14 protein-coding genes are annotated in these 16,652 nt (G+C 48.5%); all 14 read right to left on the bottom strand.

The annotated features are described in order from the left end of the window. Positions 1–44 precede the first annotated feature (44 nt). The 14 genes from GWC94_RS01390 to GWC94_RS01325 all read right to left on the bottom strand — a co-directional run bounded on the left by GWC94_RS01390 (position 45) and on the right by GWC94_RS01325 (position 16,626). Complete coding sequence (locus GWC94_RS01390) at positions 45–851, bottom strand: SCO family protein (protein WP_161833212.1); 807 nt, start codon at positions 849–851, stop codon at positions 45–47. 73 nt (positions 852–924) lie between these two features. Beyond that, positions 925–1,419 (bottom strand): cytochrome C oxidase subunit IV family protein, encoded by a 495-nt coding sequence (locus tag GWC94_RS01385; RefSeq protein ID WP_161833211.1) that lies wholly within the window; start codon positions 1,417–1,419, stop codon positions 925–927. Positions 1,420–1,447: 28 nt separating this feature from the next. Beyond that, complete coding sequence (locus GWC94_RS01380; RefSeq protein WP_161833210.1) at positions 1,448–2,125, bottom strand: cytochrome c oxidase subunit 3; 678 nt, start codon at positions 2,123–2,125, stop codon at positions 1,448–1,450. Positions 2,126–2,202: 77 nt separating this feature from the next. After that, positions 2,203–2,775 carry a cytochrome c oxidase subunit 3 gene (locus GWC94_RS01375; RefSeq protein WP_161833209.1) on the bottom strand — a complete coding sequence of 191 codons (573 nt, stop codon included), beginning with the start codon at positions 2,773–2,775 and terminating at the stop codon, positions 2,203–2,205. Between the two features lie 112 nt (positions 2,776–2,887). Beyond that, positions 2,888–3,847, bottom strand: a complete 960-nt coding sequence (cyoE, locus tag GWC94_RS01370) for a heme o synthase (protein WP_161833208.1) — start codon at positions 3,845–3,847, stop codon at positions 2,888–2,890. A 205-nt stretch (positions 3,848–4,052) separates the two neighbouring features. Continuing rightward, positions 4,053–5,864 (bottom strand): cytochrome c oxidase subunit I, encoded by a 1,812-nt coding sequence (locus tag GWC94_RS01365; protein WP_161833207.1) that lies wholly within the window; start codon positions 5,862–5,864, stop codon positions 4,053–4,055. A gap of 59 nt (positions 5,865–5,923) precedes the next feature. Next, complete coding sequence (locus tag GWC94_RS01360) at positions 5,924–7,006, bottom strand: cytochrome c oxidase subunit II (protein WP_161833206.1); 1,083 nt, start codon at positions 7,004–7,006, stop codon at positions 5,924–5,926. Positions 7,007–7,210: 204 nt separating this feature from the next. Continuing rightward, positions 7,211–8,440 carry a quinol:cytochrome C oxidoreductase gene (locus tag GWC94_RS01355; protein ID WP_161833205.1) on the bottom strand — a complete coding sequence of 410 codons (1,230 nt, stop codon included), beginning with the start codon at positions 8,438–8,440 and terminating at the stop codon, positions 7,211–7,213. A 57-nt stretch (positions 8,441–8,497) separates the two neighbouring features. Further along, entirely contained in the window at positions 8,498–9,139 is a 642-nt protein-coding gene (locus GWC94_RS01350; protein WP_161833204.1) for a c-type cytochrome, read from the bottom strand. A gap of 17 nt (positions 9,140–9,156) precedes the next feature. Then, positions 9,157–9,744 (bottom strand): DUF3341 domain-containing protein, encoded by a 588-nt coding sequence (locus tag GWC94_RS01345; protein WP_161833203.1) that lies wholly within the window; start codon positions 9,742–9,744, stop codon positions 9,157–9,159. A 146-nt stretch (positions 9,745–9,890) separates the two neighbouring features. After that, positions 9,891–11,333: an NrfD/PsrC family molybdoenzyme membrane anchor subunit gene (gene nrfD, locus GWC94_RS01340; protein WP_161833202.1), complete on the bottom strand. Its 1,443-nt coding sequence runs from the start codon at positions 11,331–11,333 to the stop codon at positions 9,891–9,893. 125 nt (positions 11,334–11,458) lie between these two features. Further along, positions 11,459–11,959 (bottom strand): hypothetical protein, encoded by a 501-nt coding sequence (locus GWC94_RS01335; RefSeq protein WP_161833201.1) that lies wholly within the window; start codon positions 11,957–11,959, stop codon positions 11,459–11,461. After that, a complete protein-coding gene (locus GWC94_RS01330) occupies positions 11,950–13,410 on the bottom strand; it encodes a hypothetical protein (protein WP_161833200.1) in 1,461 nt (486 codons plus the stop codon). Before GWC94_RS01330 ends, GWC94_RS01335 begins: the two co-directional genes overlap by 10 nt. A gap of 120 nt (positions 13,411–13,530) precedes the next feature. Then, positions 13,531–16,626 carry a TAT-variant-translocated molybdopterin oxidoreductase gene (locus GWC94_RS01325; protein WP_161833199.1) on the bottom strand — a complete coding sequence of 1,032 codons (3,096 nt, stop codon included), beginning with the start codon at positions 16,624–16,626 and terminating at the stop codon, positions 13,531–13,533. Between the last annotated feature and the right edge of the window lie 26 nt (positions 16,627–16,652).

The raw sequence follows: 16,652 nt of genomic DNA, 5'->3' as shown, positions 1-16,652 counted from the left end.
GTTGAATAGTTTAACAGTTGAGGGCATTTCGGCGTATCAAACCATTACTCCTTTCTCCGGCTGCGCAGGTACAAAAGAAAGAATATCACAAGACAAACAACCACCAGCCACAGCCAGCTCAGGTCTACGATCTGCTGAAATACGGTGCTTTTTTTCCGATCGTCTTTTTCCAGCATCAGCACGCCGATATCGCGGGCCAGTTTGCCAAGCGATACGGTATCAAGCCCGTTATAGTAACCGCGTACCCGGTATTCCCTGTCGAGCAACACAAAACGGTTGGTATGAATAAAATCCGGGCTGATGGGCGCTTCGCTGTACTTGTCCACTTTCATTTCCTCGAATACGAACCGGTATATCGAATCCCTGTTACCGGTCAGCAGCCACCAGTTATCGTGCAGCACGCCGAATTTGTCTGCATAGTCTTTAAGCACGTGCACACTGTCGTGTTCGGGGTCTATCGAGAAAGACAGGAACTGCACAACGGATGTATCGAGCTTCTGTCTTGGATTTCCGCCGCGTTTGAACGATTGCTGCAGCCGCGACATATTATGCGTGAGCTGCGGGCAGATGCCTCCGCAATGGGTAAAGAAAAAATCCGCAACAATGATTTTGCCGGGTTTATCATACAGGCTCACCGTATCGCCAAGCTGGTTTACGAGGCGGATATTCCTGGTTACATGCCAGGCGGTGTCTTCCTCCAGGCGGCCGTTTACCGTTCGCGTTGTTACCGTATCATAGAAATAATGCCGGGGAATATCAACCGCATCATCGCTGGCATATTTCAGTATCACATAGCAGACAACGGGCAGGAGCAACGCAATAGCCAATCCCAACAATGCTTTTTTGTTCATACTATTTGGTATAAAAAAACCATCGGCATACAGGCGATGGTTTTCATATGATGTATTCCGGTTAAGGCCTGTACTAGTGATGTGCCGCTTCCTTCTGTTCGGGTTTGGCTTCTTCGTGTTTTTCCTCAGCCTTTTTTTCTTCGTGTTTCGCCTCGCCGTGTGCGCCGCCATGTTCTTCGGCCGGCGCTACCTTGATCGTGCTTTTCTCCTTGAAATAAGGATCATAGGTATTACGCAGGTTACGGAAAGAGTTACCATCGCTCAAAAAGGCGATAATGAACCAGATAAACAATGCCAGTGGCACTACGATGGTCATGATCAGGTTCTTGACTTCGTGTTTCAGGTGCATGAAATAACCAACGATATAGAATGCTTTGGCCAGCATCAGTATGATGATCGCGCCCTTCACCGCGAGGCGAAGACTGCTTTCGAGCGGCATACTGATCATCCAGAAACCCAGTGCCAGTTCAATAACCGTAAGTACCGAAAGGATGATCGTTACACGAACGATCTCTTTGGTACCTCCGCCACCGTGTCCGTGCTCTTCGTGTGCTGTAGTGTGTTCCATATAATTTGCTTGATGCGTTTAGTAATGGTTAGATAAGATAGAAACAGGTGAATACGAATACCCATACCAGGTCTACAAAGTGCCAGTACAGACCGGCTTTCTCGATCATCAGGTAGTGTCCTCTTTTCTCGAATTTATCGGTCAGTGTCATGATCAGCATCACAATGTTGATGATCACGCCCGAGAATACGTGGAATCCGTGGAATCCTGTAATGGTAAAGAAGTAGTTGGTGAAATTGGTGGAAGATGCCGTTCCGTCATGGTTAAGGAAAGGATTGTGACCCCACCAGGCGCCTTCGTGGTACAGGTGTGTCCACTCCCATGCCTGGCAGCTCAAAAACGCAATACCGCCGATGATGGTCCAGATCAGGTTCTTTACCACTCCTTTCTTATCCATGTTATGACCGGCATGCACCGCCAATACCATGGTAACGGAACTGATGATCAGGATAAACGTCATCACACTCACAAACACCAGGGGCGCGTGTACGCCTTCGGGTGCAAAGGGGAAACTACGGAATACGGCGTTGGGGTCGGGCCAGCCATTGGTAGAGAAACGGATGGTACCATAAGAGATCAGGAATGCGCCGAAAGTAAAGGCATCACTCATCAAAAAGTACCACATCATCAATTTACCATATTCAACATTGAAAGGGCTTTTTCCGCCGCTCCACAATTTGGTTGGTGTAACTGTTGTACTTGACATGATTCAGTTCTAAAATTTCGTTACAAAAATATTGGCTGCCGTCCAAAAAAGCTGCCCGCCGGGCAACTTTTTCTTGGTTAGCTGATCCAGTTATAAAATACAAAAAGGTATATCCAGAGTACGTCTACAAAATGCCAGTAAGTGGCCGTTATTTCAACCGGAACGGCGCTGTAATGTCTTTGTTTGGCAGCAAATGCCCTGGTGAACACCACCAGCAATGCGATCACGCCACCCAGCACATGCAGCATATGCAGACCGGTTATCACAAACAGGAAAGAAGCGGATGAATTGCTCCTGGCACCCGTTAATGCAATATTGCGTGATTCAAGTTCTGTAAAGCCCAGGTACTGCATGATGATAAACACCAGGCCAAGCAGGGCCGTAAGCGTAATCAGCGCCTTATACCGGCCCAGTTCGCGGGCTTTGAACGATTTTACCGAAAGATGCATGGTAACGCTGCTCAGCAGTATCACCAGCGTTGAATACCAGAAAATACCGGGCAGACTGAACTCCAGCCAGTTGGCCTGGTTCTTCTTTACGATATAGGCACTGGTAAGCCCTGCAAACATCATAATGATGCTTCCCATCGCCACCCACAAAGTGAACTTGTGCGGGTGGATCCTGTTTCTCTCCGTTTGCACAGCGATCATTTTTGTTTAATTAGTAATTAAGAAATCAGAACTTGAATCTCCATAGCGTCAACCTCTTTTACCTTTCAGATTTGATATGTATCCTTCCATGTTCCGCAAAACGCATATCAACTCATGCTTTATCCGCCAGCAATGCCAGCAATACGATCGGCAGGTAGATATAGCTGCTGAACATAACCCTTCTGGCCGCTTTCACATCCATCGATCGGTACAGGCGTAAACTTTGCACTACCATGAACAGGTTTGCCGCCAGTACGATAAACATGCTTACCTGTCCGCTCATTCCAAAATAATAGGGCAGTATTCCCACCGGTATCATCAGCACCGAATACATTACCGCCTGAATGGCCGTAAACCGCGTGGGTCCTTTGTCGGCCGGCAGCAATTTGAAACCCGCCCTGCTGTAATCGCCATGCGCCACCCAGGCAATTGCCCAGAAATGGGGGAACTGCCAGAGAAACTGTATGGCGAATAACACCCAGCCGCCCACGTTCAGGTATTCTCTCCCGTTCACCAATAATGTACCGAAAGGATCGATCATATTGGTGGCGGCCACCCAGCCTATCAGGCAGGGCAACGCGCCGGGAAATGCACCGATCAGCACCGCTATCGAATTGATCTTCTTCAGCGGCGTGTAGATGAACGCATACAGGAACAGGCTGAAGGCAGACAGCAATGCCGCGTTCCAGTTGAACCCGTTTTCCGAGGAACGGAAAAACCAACCCATCATCAGCACACCCACGGTACCGGCTATGGCTGCGAATGCATAGGCTTCTGCCTGACTCATTCTGCCGCTGGCAACGGGCCGCTTGGCCGTGCGCTTCATCATGGCATCGGTGTCTTTTTCCACCGCCTGGTTAATGGCATTGGCGCTGCCTGTTACCAGCATACCCGCAATAAAAAGAACTGTTATCATCCACCAGTCGAAGCCGATCACATTCGGCGCCAACAGGTAGCACACCACACAGGAAAACACCACGGTGAAGCTTAAAGTGAATTTGATCAGTTGAAAATAATCCTTCACTTTAGAAGCTATCGAAAACGATGTGGATGTCTCTGCTGTGTTTACCATGCTTCTCCCGCTCTGCAAACCCTGCTGTTCAGCCGCAGAGTGTATTTTAAAAACAATGCTCCCGATCCGGGACCAGGAGCATTAAGTCAGTTATCATTTTGAAATTGGGAACTGGGAAATTTTGAAATCGATTTGATCTGTTTTTCAATTCCAAAATTTCCCAATCTTGCCTGCCGGCAGGCAGGTTCAAAATTCCAAAATCCTCCTAATGATGACTTTCATCTGCGCCCACCGGTGTGGTCTGCGGAATGAATTCTTTTCCGTCCTTACCATAATCGTATGCCCAACGGTGTACCTCGGGTATTTCACCGGGCCAGTTGCCGTGACCGGGACGCAATGGCGTTGTCCACTCCAGTGTATTTGAACCATACGGATTCAACGATGTCACTTTCCTGCCTTTGAATATGGAATAGAAGAAATTGAACAGGAACAGTATCTGTGTGGCAAATACGATCATGGCCACGGTGCTGATAAAGCGGTTCAGTTCGAGGAACTGTTTAAAGCTCTCCCAGGTTCCGTAATCGTAGTAACGACGCGGCATACCGGCCAGGCCTTCGTAGTGCATGGGCCAGAAGATCAGGTAAGCGCCTACGATGGTTACCCAGAAATGGATATAACCCAATGTATTGTTCAGGTACCGGCCATACATTTTCGGGAACCAGTGGTAGATACCGGCAAACATACCGAACATGGAAGCCACACCCATTACGATATGGAAGTGAGCGATCACGAAATAGGTATCGTGCAGGTGAATATCCAGCGCCGAGTTACCCAGCCAGATACCGGTAAGACCACCGGAGATGAACAGGCTCACAAAACCGATCGCAAACAGCATACCCGGGGTAAAGCGGATATTACCGCGCCACAGCGTGGTAAGCCAGTTAAACACTTTGATGGCGGATGGCACCGCGATCAGCAGCGTCAGCAATACGAATATCGATCCAAGGAACGGATTCAGACCTGTTACAAACATATGGTGCGCCCATACCAGGAAGGCCAGCACGGTGATTGCGAACAGCGAACCCACCATTGCGAGGTAGCCGAATATCGGTTTACGCGAGTTAACGGCCAATATCTCGGATACCATACCCATGGCAGGCAGCAGGATAATGTATACTTCGGGGTGACCCAGGAACCAGAACAGGTGCTGGTAAAGGATGGCGCTGCCACCTTCGTTCGGCAATGCGCCAACGCCTGCGATAAAGATATCTGACAGGTAAAAACTCGTTCCGAAATTCCTGTCGAATATCAGCAGGATAAATCCTGAGAACAATACAGGGAAAGAAAGTACACCAAGCACGGCGGTAAAGAACAGCGCCCAGATGGTGAGCGGCATACGCGTCATGCTCATGCCTTTGGTACGCATGTTCAGGATCGTTGCGATATAGTTCAGACCGCCCAGCAGGGAGGATACCACGAACAATGCCATCGATATCAGCCAGAGATCCATACCCGTACCCGAACCCGGCGAAGCCGCGGCAAGTGCACTTAGCGGCGGATACGCCGTCCAGCCACCGCTGAAAGGCCCGGTGCTTACAAACAGGGAAGATAACATAATCACGCTGGCAGCAAAGAAGAACCAGTAGCTGAGCATGTTCATGAAAGGAGAAGCCATATCCCTGGCGCCCACCTGCAGCGGGATCAGGAAGTTGGCGAACGTACCGCTAAGACCGGCTGTCAGTACAAAAAACACGAGCACGGTACCGTGTGTGGTTACCAGTGCATAATATGCCTCCGGTTTGATATGGCCATTCTCGGCCCATTTACCCAGCAGGGTGTTCAGCCAGGGAAAATTAGACTCGGGATAACCCAGTTCCAGACGGAACAGTACGCTCATCAAACCACCGAGTACCGCCCATACCATACCTGTGATCAGGAACTGCTTCGCGATCATTTTGTGGTCCATGCTGAAAACGTACTTCGAAATGAACGTCTCATGATGATGATGCTCATGATGATCGTCATGCACGCCATGCGCTGTGTCGTGGTGTGTATGCAATACAGCTTCGTTGCTCATACTCTTTGTCTCCTTTAATTAAGTTCTATGCGTCATCCCGCCGAAGCGGGAATCATTGTTTACAATTTTGCTACCGGCTTTGTTTCTGCCGCGGCCATCTTTGCAGCCGTTTTAGTGGAATCCGCAGGTGTTGCCGGTGTTGCGTTGGCCGGATCTTTGTCGGGATTTGCCACCAGGTACTGGGGCTTCTGTTTAACCATCCATACATCGAATTCTTCCTGGTCTACCACCTCTATCACCGCTCTCATCGAATAGTGGCTGTTTCCGCACATCTGGTCGCAGCTCAATTCATATACAAAGTTCGGGTTTCCGGTGATTTCCTTCATTTCCTTGGTGGTATATTTCGGGGTAAACCACAGGGTGGTGGGTATTCCCGGAACCGCATCCATCTTCATACGGAAATGGGGCAGACCCACATCATGGATCACATCCCTGGAGCCGATGATCAGTTTTACCGGTTTGCCTTTTACCAGGTACACGGTACCCTGGCTTACCACGTCATCGTGACCGAGTTTGTCGTCCCACAACTGGCCAAGGGCATTGTTGTTGGCATCATCGATATTTTTGTAATATTTCTTACCCAGCACCCCGTCTTTTCCGGGATAGCGGAAAATCCAGTTGAACTGTTTGCCGGTCACTTCCACCACCATCGAATTGGCTGGTGGCTCGCCGGTGAACAGGAACCAGTTACGCAGACCGATGATCACCAGCACCGTCAGAACGATGGCGGGAATAACGGTCCAGATAATTTCCAGTTTGTTGTTGTGCGGGAAGAAATACACTTTGCGCTTGTCGCTCTCCTGGTATTTGTACGAAAACCAGAAAAGGACCGCCTGTGTCAGTATAAACACGATTCCGGTTACCGCCAGCGTAACCCATAACATGGAATCCACCCTTTCGCCCTCAACACTTGCCGAGCCGTGCGGGAGCAGGGTCTTATGATACAATACCTTATTGCAGTACCATACGCCGATCATACCAAGCACCAGAAATGCAACCATCAGGAATGCATTGATCTTGTTGTTCTGCTTGCGGGCAATTTCCTCTCCCTTCAGCACTGATACGTATTCACTGGCTTTGGCGATCTGGAAGATCACAACAAAGATCAGCACAATCACAGCTATGGTTAAAAACATTGTCATACTACTTTGATTTGAAAATCTGAAGACTTGAGAATTTGAAAATGAGCCGCGCTTCGCCGTTCCTCATTCAAATTGCTGATTCTCCGAATTTTTTCATTTTCTAACTATTATACCTGCTTATATCTTTTAGGCATTTGAAACATTGATTATCCATGTTCAAATTTTCAAACCTGCCGGCAGGCAGGTTGCCCCATTTTCCAATTACTACACCTGGTGTATCACGCTTTCTTTCAGGAACGGATGATACTTTGCGATCAGCGGTCTGCTTGCCAGTGATTTTGCCACACCCAGGATCATGATACCCACGAACAGGCTGAGTATACCGAAATCGAGCCAGCCCAGCGTTACATGTTCTTTCGACAGGCTGCCTATCACCATCTGGTAGAAATCGATCCAGTGGCCGAAAAGGATCAGCACCGACATAAACGTCATCAGCGTATAGTTACGTTTGGCCGAACGTTTCATCAGGATCAGGATCGGGCAAACGAAATTGATGATCAGGTTCAGGTAAAACAGGCCTTTGTAAGGTCCCTGCACCCTATGCTTGAAATAAACGGTTTCTTCAGGAATATTGGCGTACCAGATCAGCATAAACTGTGAGAACCAGAGATAGGTCCAGAAGATCGAGAAGGCGAACATGAATTTACCCAGGTCGTGCAGGTGCTCCTGGTTGGTCAGTTCCAGGTAGCCTTTGTTTTTCAGGTAGATCACCCAAAGCGCTATCAGGGACATACCCGATACAAATGTGCTGGCAAATGTATACCAGCTGTACATGGTAGAATACCAGTGTGCATCGATGCTCATCATCCACAGCCAGGGCACGGTAGAGCCCACTGTCAGCGCAAACCATACGATGAACAGGGCCGCGCGAACCGTGTTACGGAAAATAAAGCTGGTGCCGGTCTGGTTGTCCATCGGGCTCTCGTCAGACTCGCGGCTGAGCTGGCGGATCCTCCAGCCCAGAATGCTCCACAGACCGATGGTGAGCGTTGTCCAGATCAGGAAGAAAGCCGGGTTCAGGAAGCCTGCCTTGCCTTTCAGCAGCGGGTCGTTCTCAACAGCATCCTTATCCAGCCAGTGGTAAATATGGTGGTTATGTGAGAAGATCACATAGAACAGGATAACCATGGTGATGCCGCCGAAAATCGGCACCATGGCGGAGATGGCTTCGCTTACGCGGCGGAAAGACAGCTGCCATCCGCCCATTGCCAGTGTGGTGGCGCAGATAAAGAACATAGCAGCATTACATACCAGGGTCCAGAAGATCGTATTGTACATCAGCGTGCCGATAAAAACGGCCTGCTCATGTTCATCGGAACTCATGCCTTTTGTCACCAGCCCCACTATCAGCGCCACCGCGCCGATACCGATCAGGGCCCATGACCAGGTCTTCATTTTCCCGGGGATCTCAAATTGCTCTCTGAAAGATGCCATCGTATTCAAGTTTAGTTAGCTGCGAGCTCTGTGTCCGCACTTTATAATTAGTTCTTTCTATTTTGCTGTTGCGGCAGCGGGTGCAGCGACTGTTGCTGCCGGTGCCGTTTTCGCTTTGGCTTCCGCCTGTTTTGTCTTGATGTATTTAATCACCATCCAGCGCTGCTTACGGCTCATCTGCGACGCGTAAGAGCCCATCAGGTTCTTGCCATAGGTCACCGAATAGAACATCTGTCCGTCGGGCATGGCAGATACCGTGGCATCGCCGATCAGGTTCTTTGGCGCAGCGGGGTAAGGACCCGAGCCGCCGTTGTACAAAGGACCGTTACCGTCCATTTTGGCACCATGACAGATACCGCAGTTGATCATATACAGGCGCTCCGCCTCTTTTGTATCGGTTTCACTCAGTGAATCGATGGGATTGGGAACGGCCCTGGATGCCACATAATGTGATGAATCCGTGCCCTGGTCTTTGGCGATATGGAAAGGCATTTCCTCCTCGCGCGAGATGGTTCCGGGAACAGGCACACTGGTATAGTTGATATTCTTCTCAGCCAGGTTGCTGTGGTCCGCATAGGTTTCGTAGGCGCGGCTGTTCATCATATCCGGCATATAGGCTACCCCGGGACTATTCTTACCACCGCAGCTAACAATCACTACTGCGGCAGCTAAAACGGTTATGATCGATGATTTTTTCATTTGCTTTCTGTTCTTGATTATGCGGCAACGGTTCTGTTCTCAAATAATACTTCGTTCTTGTCGTAGCTACCCAGCCACCAGCCTGTCTCAGCCACCTGTACATCGATCTCTTTTGCGCCGTTGCTCGACAAAAATCCTTTCAGGTCGTCTACATTGGTCTTATCGGTGCATTCGATCACCATCACAAACAGATCGTCTGTTGCGCGGGGATGGAAATGATGTTTCTTAACAAAAGGTGCCAGCTGGCAGAGATAGCAGAAAGTGAGTACCATTCCCACAGCCGAGAACAATACGGTCAGCTCGAACATGATCGGTATCCACGCCGGCAGCGCAAAATGCGGTTTACCGCCGATGTTCAGCGGCCAGTCGCGCGTAAAGATCCAGCCTATGCCGCTCAATGCGGTGGCGGTGCCGGTGATGCCGTAGATAAAACCGGCAGTATGCAGACTGGTTTCCCGCTCGCCTATCGCATGGTCAAGACCGTGCACGGCAAAAGGTGTGTACACATCGTGGATCTTGTAACCCGCGGTACGTACTTTCTTCACCGCCGGAAACAGCACCGCTTCATCATCGAAACAGCCTACTACGAATTTCTTTTTAGCCATATTGGTTCAATTTGAAGATTCGGCGACCTGCCTGCCGGCAGGCAGGTTTGAAAATTTGACAATGAACAGGTTTTATATTCATTGCGAATTTTCAGATCAAACAAATCAGCATTTTCAAATTTTCAAACTATCTCATTCTCAAATTATCAATGGTGCGTCTGGTCATGCGCAAACTGCTCAAGCGGCTGTGCTTCGTAAACGCCCATTTTGTCTTTATAGGATTCACCTGTTGTTTTCAGTACATACTTGATCTCTGCGATCGCGATCGTCGGGAAATACTTCGCGAACAGGAAGAAGCAGGTAAAGAACAGGCCGAATGTTCCCATGTAAAAACCGATCTCCCAGATGGTCGGATGATAGTACACAGACCAGCTTGACGGAAGATAATCGCGGTACAGCGAGGTAACGATGATCACAAAACGCTCGAACCACATACCCGTGTTCACGATGATGCTCATAAAGAAGGTTACGAACAGGTTCCTTCTCATTTTCCGGAACCAGAATATCTGCGGGCTCAGCACGTTACATGCCATCATGCCCCAGTAGCTCCAGCCATAGGGACTGAACAGGTAGGCACGGCTGTACCAGAAAGTGTATCCTTCGTATTTGTTCTGGCTGTACCAGCCCATGAACAGTTCGGTCAGATAGGCAATACCTACGATGGAACCTGTAAGTACGATCACCTTGTTCATCGCTTCCACGTGACCCATGGTGATGTAATCCTGCAGACCGAATACCTTACGTACCACCAGCAGCAGTGTCTGCGTCATCGCAAACCCCGAGAAGATGGCACCGGCAACGAAGTACGGTGGAAAGATGGTGGTATGCCATCCGGGAATCACCGAAGTGGCGAAGTCAAAGGATACGATTGTGTGTACCGACAGTACCAGCGGCGTACTCAGACCGGCGAGTACCAGCGAAAGACTTTCATGACGCTGCCAGTGTTTGGTGGAGCCTGTCCAGCCGAATGATGCAATACCATACAAACGCTTACGCAGTTTGGTGAAAGCGCGGTCGCGTACGGTGGCAAAATCGGGGATCAGACCTGAATACCAGAATAAAAGTGATACGGTAAAATAGGTGGAGATCGCGAACACATCCCATAACAGCGGTGAGTTAAAGTTCACCCAGAGCGGACCGCGTGTGTTGGGATAAGGCAGTACGAAGAAGGCCATCCAAACACGACCCATGTGGAAGATAGGGAACTGACCGGCGCACATTACCGCAAAGATGGTCATGGCTTCCGCCGCACGGTTCACACCGGTTCTCCATCCCTGGCGGAACAGCAGCAGGATCGCAGAGATCAGCGTACCCGCGTGACCGATACCCACCCACCATACGAAGTTGGTGATATCCCAACCCCATCCTACGGTCTTGTTCAGGTTCCACTGACCGATACCGTAGGTAACCTCCCTGTACACACTGTACACACCAAACATCAGCAGGGCAACGGCCGTAAAGAAACCGATATACCAAAGCCTGGATGGTTTCGCCTCAATGGGTCTAACGATATCTTCCGTTACCTGGTGATAGGTTTTGTCGCCATACACCAGCGGTTCCCTCAGCTGTGATTCGTACTTTAAATGCATCTGGTCTTGTTTAGTTCATCCCCGCAGTGCTGTGGAGATAGTTATTTTTATTGAATCAACTTCCTTTTTGTCAAAAGTTAGATATTAAAGAAAATGCCCCTTCACTTTTCCTTGTCCTTCTACTCTCATTCATTGTCCGCTTCGATCTGCGTCTTTCTTCCATTGAAAGTAGGTGCTACGATAAGCGGCTCAAAAATCTCTTTAATCCCCTTATTTGCTTCCGATAACAGAGCAAATATCCCTTTTACCCCACTCCGCGAAAATAACAAAGCATCATCTCCCCACTTCCAATCTTTCTCATCATGGTCAACCGAAAAATAAACTGGCAACAAGAAATTCACTTTGGCCGAATCTTTTATAAATTGCGAAATACGTTTGTTGCTTATTATTTCTTCTATTGCTTTTACATATATACTATTTCCAGACTTTCTAACTTCAATTTTTCTGCCCTTCAGCTTATACTCAATAAAAACAATCTCGCTAAACTCATTATAGACATTCCTTTTTTCAACCATGCTTCTGCCAATTAGCCTGCGAAGACTTTCTGCAAAAGAATTTTGTGCTTTCGAAAATTGAAAAGCAAAAATGCTACATAAAAACAATATCGTTTTAATTTTTATGGGCATTTCTTTAATAAATAAGTTGAATATCTCGTAGAATCGCTATTATCCCTTCGAGCTATATGCTGTAATATTTTCAATTCATTAGTATCCGATCTCGCTTTCCACGCTGTAGTTTCTTGTAATCCCATCCAAGCTAAAGCTGTCGCCATGCTATCACTAATGTTACTATTAAACCCACTCAAAAAATGCTTGAATTGGCCAATATACCCTTCTGCCATTTGACTATGCTGAGACAACTCTGTGCCCGTTCTTACTCTGTTATAGTCCCAGAAAATAGGAAACATATTTTTAAATTGAACCGAATCAATGTATCCATACCTTTGTTGCTTTCGCCAATAATCAATAACTGCGTGCATCCCTTCGTGTATTAATACAGACACCGTAAATTCCTGACTCGAATTCTTTAACACCCATGGATTCAAATAAACTCTTTCGCTATAAGTAAATGGATCGTTAAGAAAATGTATAGAGTCTGCATAACCGTTCAGCAGGTCGCTCATTGTTAAACTATTGTCCACCTTGTAAATGAGGTCGACTGAACTCGATACATTAAAGGTTCCCATTAGTAACGAATATATTTCGTCGCAAATTCCATTATAATTAAAAATAGAATTCGCCATCGCATTTTGGGCACAGGGGTATCCGTCCAAGGAGTCTATTATCCTTTTGTTAGGTAAATTTGTCAGTCCGTTGGTTCCTGAATGATAATACCCTGGATAATAAAAAGTCTCCGACGAAACCCCTCCTCCTCCTCCTGATTGTGGCAAACAAACTGTAAACGTGGTATAACCGATGGTTTCATAACCGCACTCCATATTATAAGACTGCGATTCTGAAATGCCTACAAATCGACAAATATATTCTCGATTTGGAATCAAATAACTGGCACAATCGTCGGGGACATAAAATTGTTTTCTTGAATTTTGCGAAAGAACGGAATAAGCGGTCTGAGGCTTGCGATAAACTCTAATTGGCATTTTAGCACTAACGTCTTTCCAAATAAAATTCGCTTCCCGACTGCCATCTAATCTATCAAAAAATGAAGCTGCATAATATGTGTCCCCCTTAGAAATCGGCACTGAGGGATCTCTTTTAAAAACAATTTTTATTCGTGCTTCAATTTGGCCATATTCATTTTTTTGAAAAACTAAAAAAAAATCTGCGCTACTTTCTTGGGAAGAGCTATATGGAACATCAAAAAAGTGAAATGCTCCTGATTTGAAACTGCTTATTCTATCCCAGTCTATTTTTTTTTCGTCCTGACCACCGGAATTGTTTTTTACATAAAGAGTTCCTGAGGAAAAATTCAACCCATTTTCTCTTAGCCAAGTTTGTAACTCGGTTTTTTCTATAGAAGAAACCCCTACAACACTTTTGTTACATGAGAACAACATGCAGCATGCCACTACTAAAAAACCCAGTAGCATTTTCACCGCTTTGATTATTGTGTTCATATGCAACTTGTGTAGCATTACTGTTTACTTACTTAAGCCATAGTTAATAGGCTATAGCTATTTTTATTGAATCAACTTCTTTTTGTCAAAGGTGAAAGGGGATTTGTCTTTCACGTTTGACTATGAATGCGCTTCTTTCTTCTCTTCCGCTTTACCATGCGCTTCTTCCGAGTTCCTCACTTTTGCCAGGTAAGAAATACTTGGCAGTACATGCAGCTGCTCCAGCACATGGAAGGAACGGTTCGGGTTGTCTTTTCTCAGTTTGGACACCTCGCTGTTGGGGTTGTTCAGGTTACCGAAAGTGATACAACCGCTGGCGCAGGCCTGCTGACAGGCTGTCTTCACATCTTTATCTTCGAGCGGACGGCTGTTCCGTTTTGCTTCCAGTTTACCTTCCTGCAGACGCTGTACACAGAATGAACATTTTTCGATCACACCACGTGAACGTACGGTTACATCCGGGTTCAGCACCATACGGGTAAGATCGTCGTTCATGTTCAGCACCACATCGCTCAGTATATCCTGGTTATGCGGGAAGCTGTCGGCACCCATATAATCGGCCCAGTTGAAGCGGCGCACTTTAAACGGACAGTTGTTTGAGCAGTAACGGGTACCGATACAGCGGTTATAGGCCATCTGGTTCAGGCCTTCGCTGCTGTGGTTGGTTGCCGCCACCGGACAAACGTTCTCACAGGGAGCGTTATCGCAGTGCTGGCAAAGCATCGGCTGGAATACGGTGTTCGGGTTGTCCATATCACCGCTGTAGTAGCGGTCGATACGGAGCCAGTGCATTTCGTGGCCGCGGAGCACTTCGGGTTTACCCACAACAGCAATATTGTTCTCCACGTTACAGGCCACCACGCAGGCACCGCAACCGTTACAGCTGTTGAGGTCTATGCTCATACCCCATTTGATACCGGGTCTGTCGTATACAGGATATAAGGTTCCTTTGCCTTCAAATTTTTCAAGACCACCCCATGGTTTCAGTTCTTCTTCACGTTCTTCGAGTATTTCGGTGGGATGTTCTTTGTATTCTGCCAGCGTGAGTTCTTTCACCACTTCGGTACGCTCACCCTGTGTGGTGTCGTAACGGTTATGTGTCTGAACAAGGGCCACCGGGTATTTTTCGCCCGTGGCCGTGATGGTAACATCCACATTGGTGTTGCTCACGGTGGTGCCGTTAAAACTCAGCAGCGGGAAGGCACTCTTACCTGACCCAACCACTGATTTACCCATTTTTTCGCTGCGGCCGTATCCCAATGCAATACCGATGGTATCGGGATGTGTGCCTGGTATGATCAGTGCCGGCAGTTCGATGGTCTTGCCGCCTACGGTTACTTTAACAACGGGTTTCGGAGGGTTTACCTCGTAGTCATCGGCCTGGCCGTTATGGTTCAGATCAATGCTGAGCAGTGTGCGGGCCAGCGCAGGAGAAACGATCACGTAGTTATCCCATGTGGCACGGGTAACCGGATCGGGCATTTCCTGCAGCCATGGGTTGGCAGCGCCGGTGGCACCGATGGCCACTTTCTCGTATATCACCAGTTCGGTCTTACCGCCTTTCTTACCCGAAGCCAGGGCCGTCAGCGCAGTGGCAACCGAAGCGCCGTTGAATGCAGCGGCCGAAACGGCAACCGGTGTGGCAGGATTGATCACGCCATCGCGCAATGCTTTATCCCAGCCTGCTTCACCACCAGCCTGTGTTCCCCAGTAATTCTTGAGGTAGGCGAGGTAATCGTTTGTATTTCCTGACCATTTCAGCAGGCTGTCCTGCCACTGGCGTGTTTTGAACAGCGGGAAGATGGTCGGCTGCATAAAGGAATAATGACCGGCTTTTGGCTCGGCATCACCCCAGCTCTCCAGGAAATGGCTATCGGGCAGTACATAACGGCAGAGCTCTGTTGTCTCGTCCGCTTTTGCACCAAATGAAATCGTTGTTCTTACTTTCTTCAGTCCGGCTTTGAATTTCTCCGCATCGTACCAGGTATAGGCAGGATTGGCGCCGTGGACAAGGATGGTTCCCACGGTTCCGGCATTCATGTCTTCCACCAGTTTCACAAAATCAGCATCCACACCCTGGCGGCTATTCACGGTTGCGGTCCAGTCGATCGTTTTACCATTGGCGTCAACGGCTTCGTTGATGGCATTGGTGACGATCTGCGCATTCACATCGTTGCTTCCGCAAACCACAAGGGCGGCGCCTTTGTTTTCGGTAAGCGCTTTGGCGGCTTTTTCGATGCCCGCTTTCAGTTTGGCATCGCTGATGCCGGTTACGCCCTGTCCGTTCACGGCCGATAACAGCGCGGTCAGTATGGCGCCTGTTTCGGAAGGACGGTGCAGGAATTTTTCATCCGCATTGGCGCCGGTGAGGCTGGCCACTGCTTCGAAATGGATATGCCTGCTCATCTCGGGCGCTTTCTCGTTCAGCTTCTTGCCGGTGGCGTATTGTTTGCCAAACTCCACCGGGCTGAGCCAGGTACCGAGAAAATCGGCGCCGATGCTCACAATGGCTTTGGCAGTTTCGAAATGATAGGAAGGAATGGCTTTTTTACCGTAGGTGGCTTCATTGGCCAGCAGCATACCGCTGTAAGAAACCGCATCGTAAGTTACATGGCGGCTTCCGGGGTATTTGGCAATGAATTCGGCAATGATCGCTTTGGTTGTGGGAGAAGTGACAGAGCTTGTGAGGATCACCACCGGACCTGCCATAGCGCCGGCGATGGATTTGTCGATCGCTTCAAAAGTCACTTCCTTGCCGTCAATCGTAGGAAAACGGAGACGGGCGGTATCGTACAGGTCAAGAACGGAAGCCTGAACACGGGCGGAGGTGCCACCGCCGTTGAACGGATCCAGTTCATTACCTTCTATTTTGATCGGGCGGCCATCGCGCACTTTGGCAAGAATGCTCAGCACATCGCCATCCTGCACATAGGTGGTGGCGTAATACTTGGCAACGCCGGGAACGATGTCTTCGGGTTTGTTGGCAAAGGGGATCGCCTTTTTTACGGGCATCTCACAGCTTGCGGCAACGGCTGCAGCGGCAGTGCTGAAGCCAAGGTATTTCAGGAAATCCCTGCGCGGCGCTTTGGCGGCCAGGAAGCTTTTGCTCTCATCGCCCACAAAAGGAAGCTCGTCCCTGAATTCGTCCCTGGTATCTTTCTGATATGCATCAGACTGATTCAGCTCTCCAAAACTTTGCCAGTGCTTTTTTTCCATCGTATTATTTTGAAAACCTGCCACCC

The organism is Sediminibacterium soli (genome assembly GCF_009939225.1).
GTDB lineage: Bacteria > Bacteroidota > Bacteroidia > Chitinophagales > Chitinophagaceae > Sediminibacterium > Sediminibacterium soli.
The sequence above is the reverse complement of the archived record's forward strand: the minus strand, read 5'-3'. Positions and strand labels throughout refer to the sequence as shown.

Excerpts from the sequence above, each read along its gene's own strand:
- GWC94_RS01390 (WP_161833212.1), bottom strand. The coding sequence starts at position 851 with ATGAACAAAAAAGCATTGTTGGGATTGGCTATTGCGTTGCTCCTGCCC.
- GWC94_RS01385 (WP_161833211.1), bottom strand. The coding sequence starts at position 1,419 with ATGGAACACACTACAGCACACGAAGAGCACGGACACGGTGGCGGAGGT.
- GWC94_RS01380 (WP_161833210.1), bottom strand. The coding sequence starts at position 2,125 with ATGTCAAGTACAACAGTTACACCAACCAAATTGTGGAGCGGCGGAAAA.
- GWC94_RS01375 (WP_161833209.1), bottom strand. The coding sequence starts at position 2,775 with ATGATCGCTGTGCAAACGGAGAGAAACAGGATCCACCCGCACAAGTTC.
- cyoE (WP_161833208.1), bottom strand. The coding sequence starts at position 3,847 with ATGGTAAACACAGCAGAGACATCCACATCGTTTTCGATAGCTTCTAAA.
- GWC94_RS01365 (WP_161833207.1), bottom strand. The coding sequence starts at position 5,864 with ATGAGCAACGAAGCTGTATTGCATACACACCACGACACAGCGCATGGC.
- GWC94_RS01360 (WP_161833206.1), bottom strand. The coding sequence starts at position 7,006 with ATGACAATGTTTTTAACCATAGCTGTGATTGTGCTGATCTTTGTTGTG.
- GWC94_RS01355 (WP_161833205.1), bottom strand. The coding sequence starts at position 8,440 with ATGGCATCTTTCAGAGAGCAATTTGAGATCCCCGGGAAAATGAAGACC.
- GWC94_RS01350 (WP_161833204.1), bottom strand. The coding sequence starts at position 9,139 with ATGAAAAAATCATCGATCATAACCGTTTTAGCTGCCGCAGTAGTGATT.
- GWC94_RS01345 (WP_161833203.1), bottom strand. The coding sequence starts at position 9,744 with ATGGCTAAAAAGAAATTCGTAGTAGGCTGTTTCGATGATGAAGCGGTG.
- nrfD (WP_161833202.1), bottom strand. The coding sequence starts at position 11,333 with ATGCATTTAAAGTACGAATCACAGCTGAGGGAACCGCTGGTGTATGGC.
- GWC94_RS01335 (WP_161833201.1), bottom strand. The coding sequence starts at position 11,959 with ATGCCCATAAAAATTAAAACGATATTGTTTTTATGTAGCATTTTTGCT.
- GWC94_RS01330 (WP_161833200.1), bottom strand. The coding sequence starts at position 13,410 with ATGAACACAATAATCAAAGCGGTGAAAATGCTACTGGGTTTTTTAGTA.
- GWC94_RS01325 (WP_161833199.1), bottom strand. The coding sequence starts at position 16,626 with ATGGAAAAAAAGCACTGGCAAAGTTTTGGAGAGCTGAATCAGTCTGAT.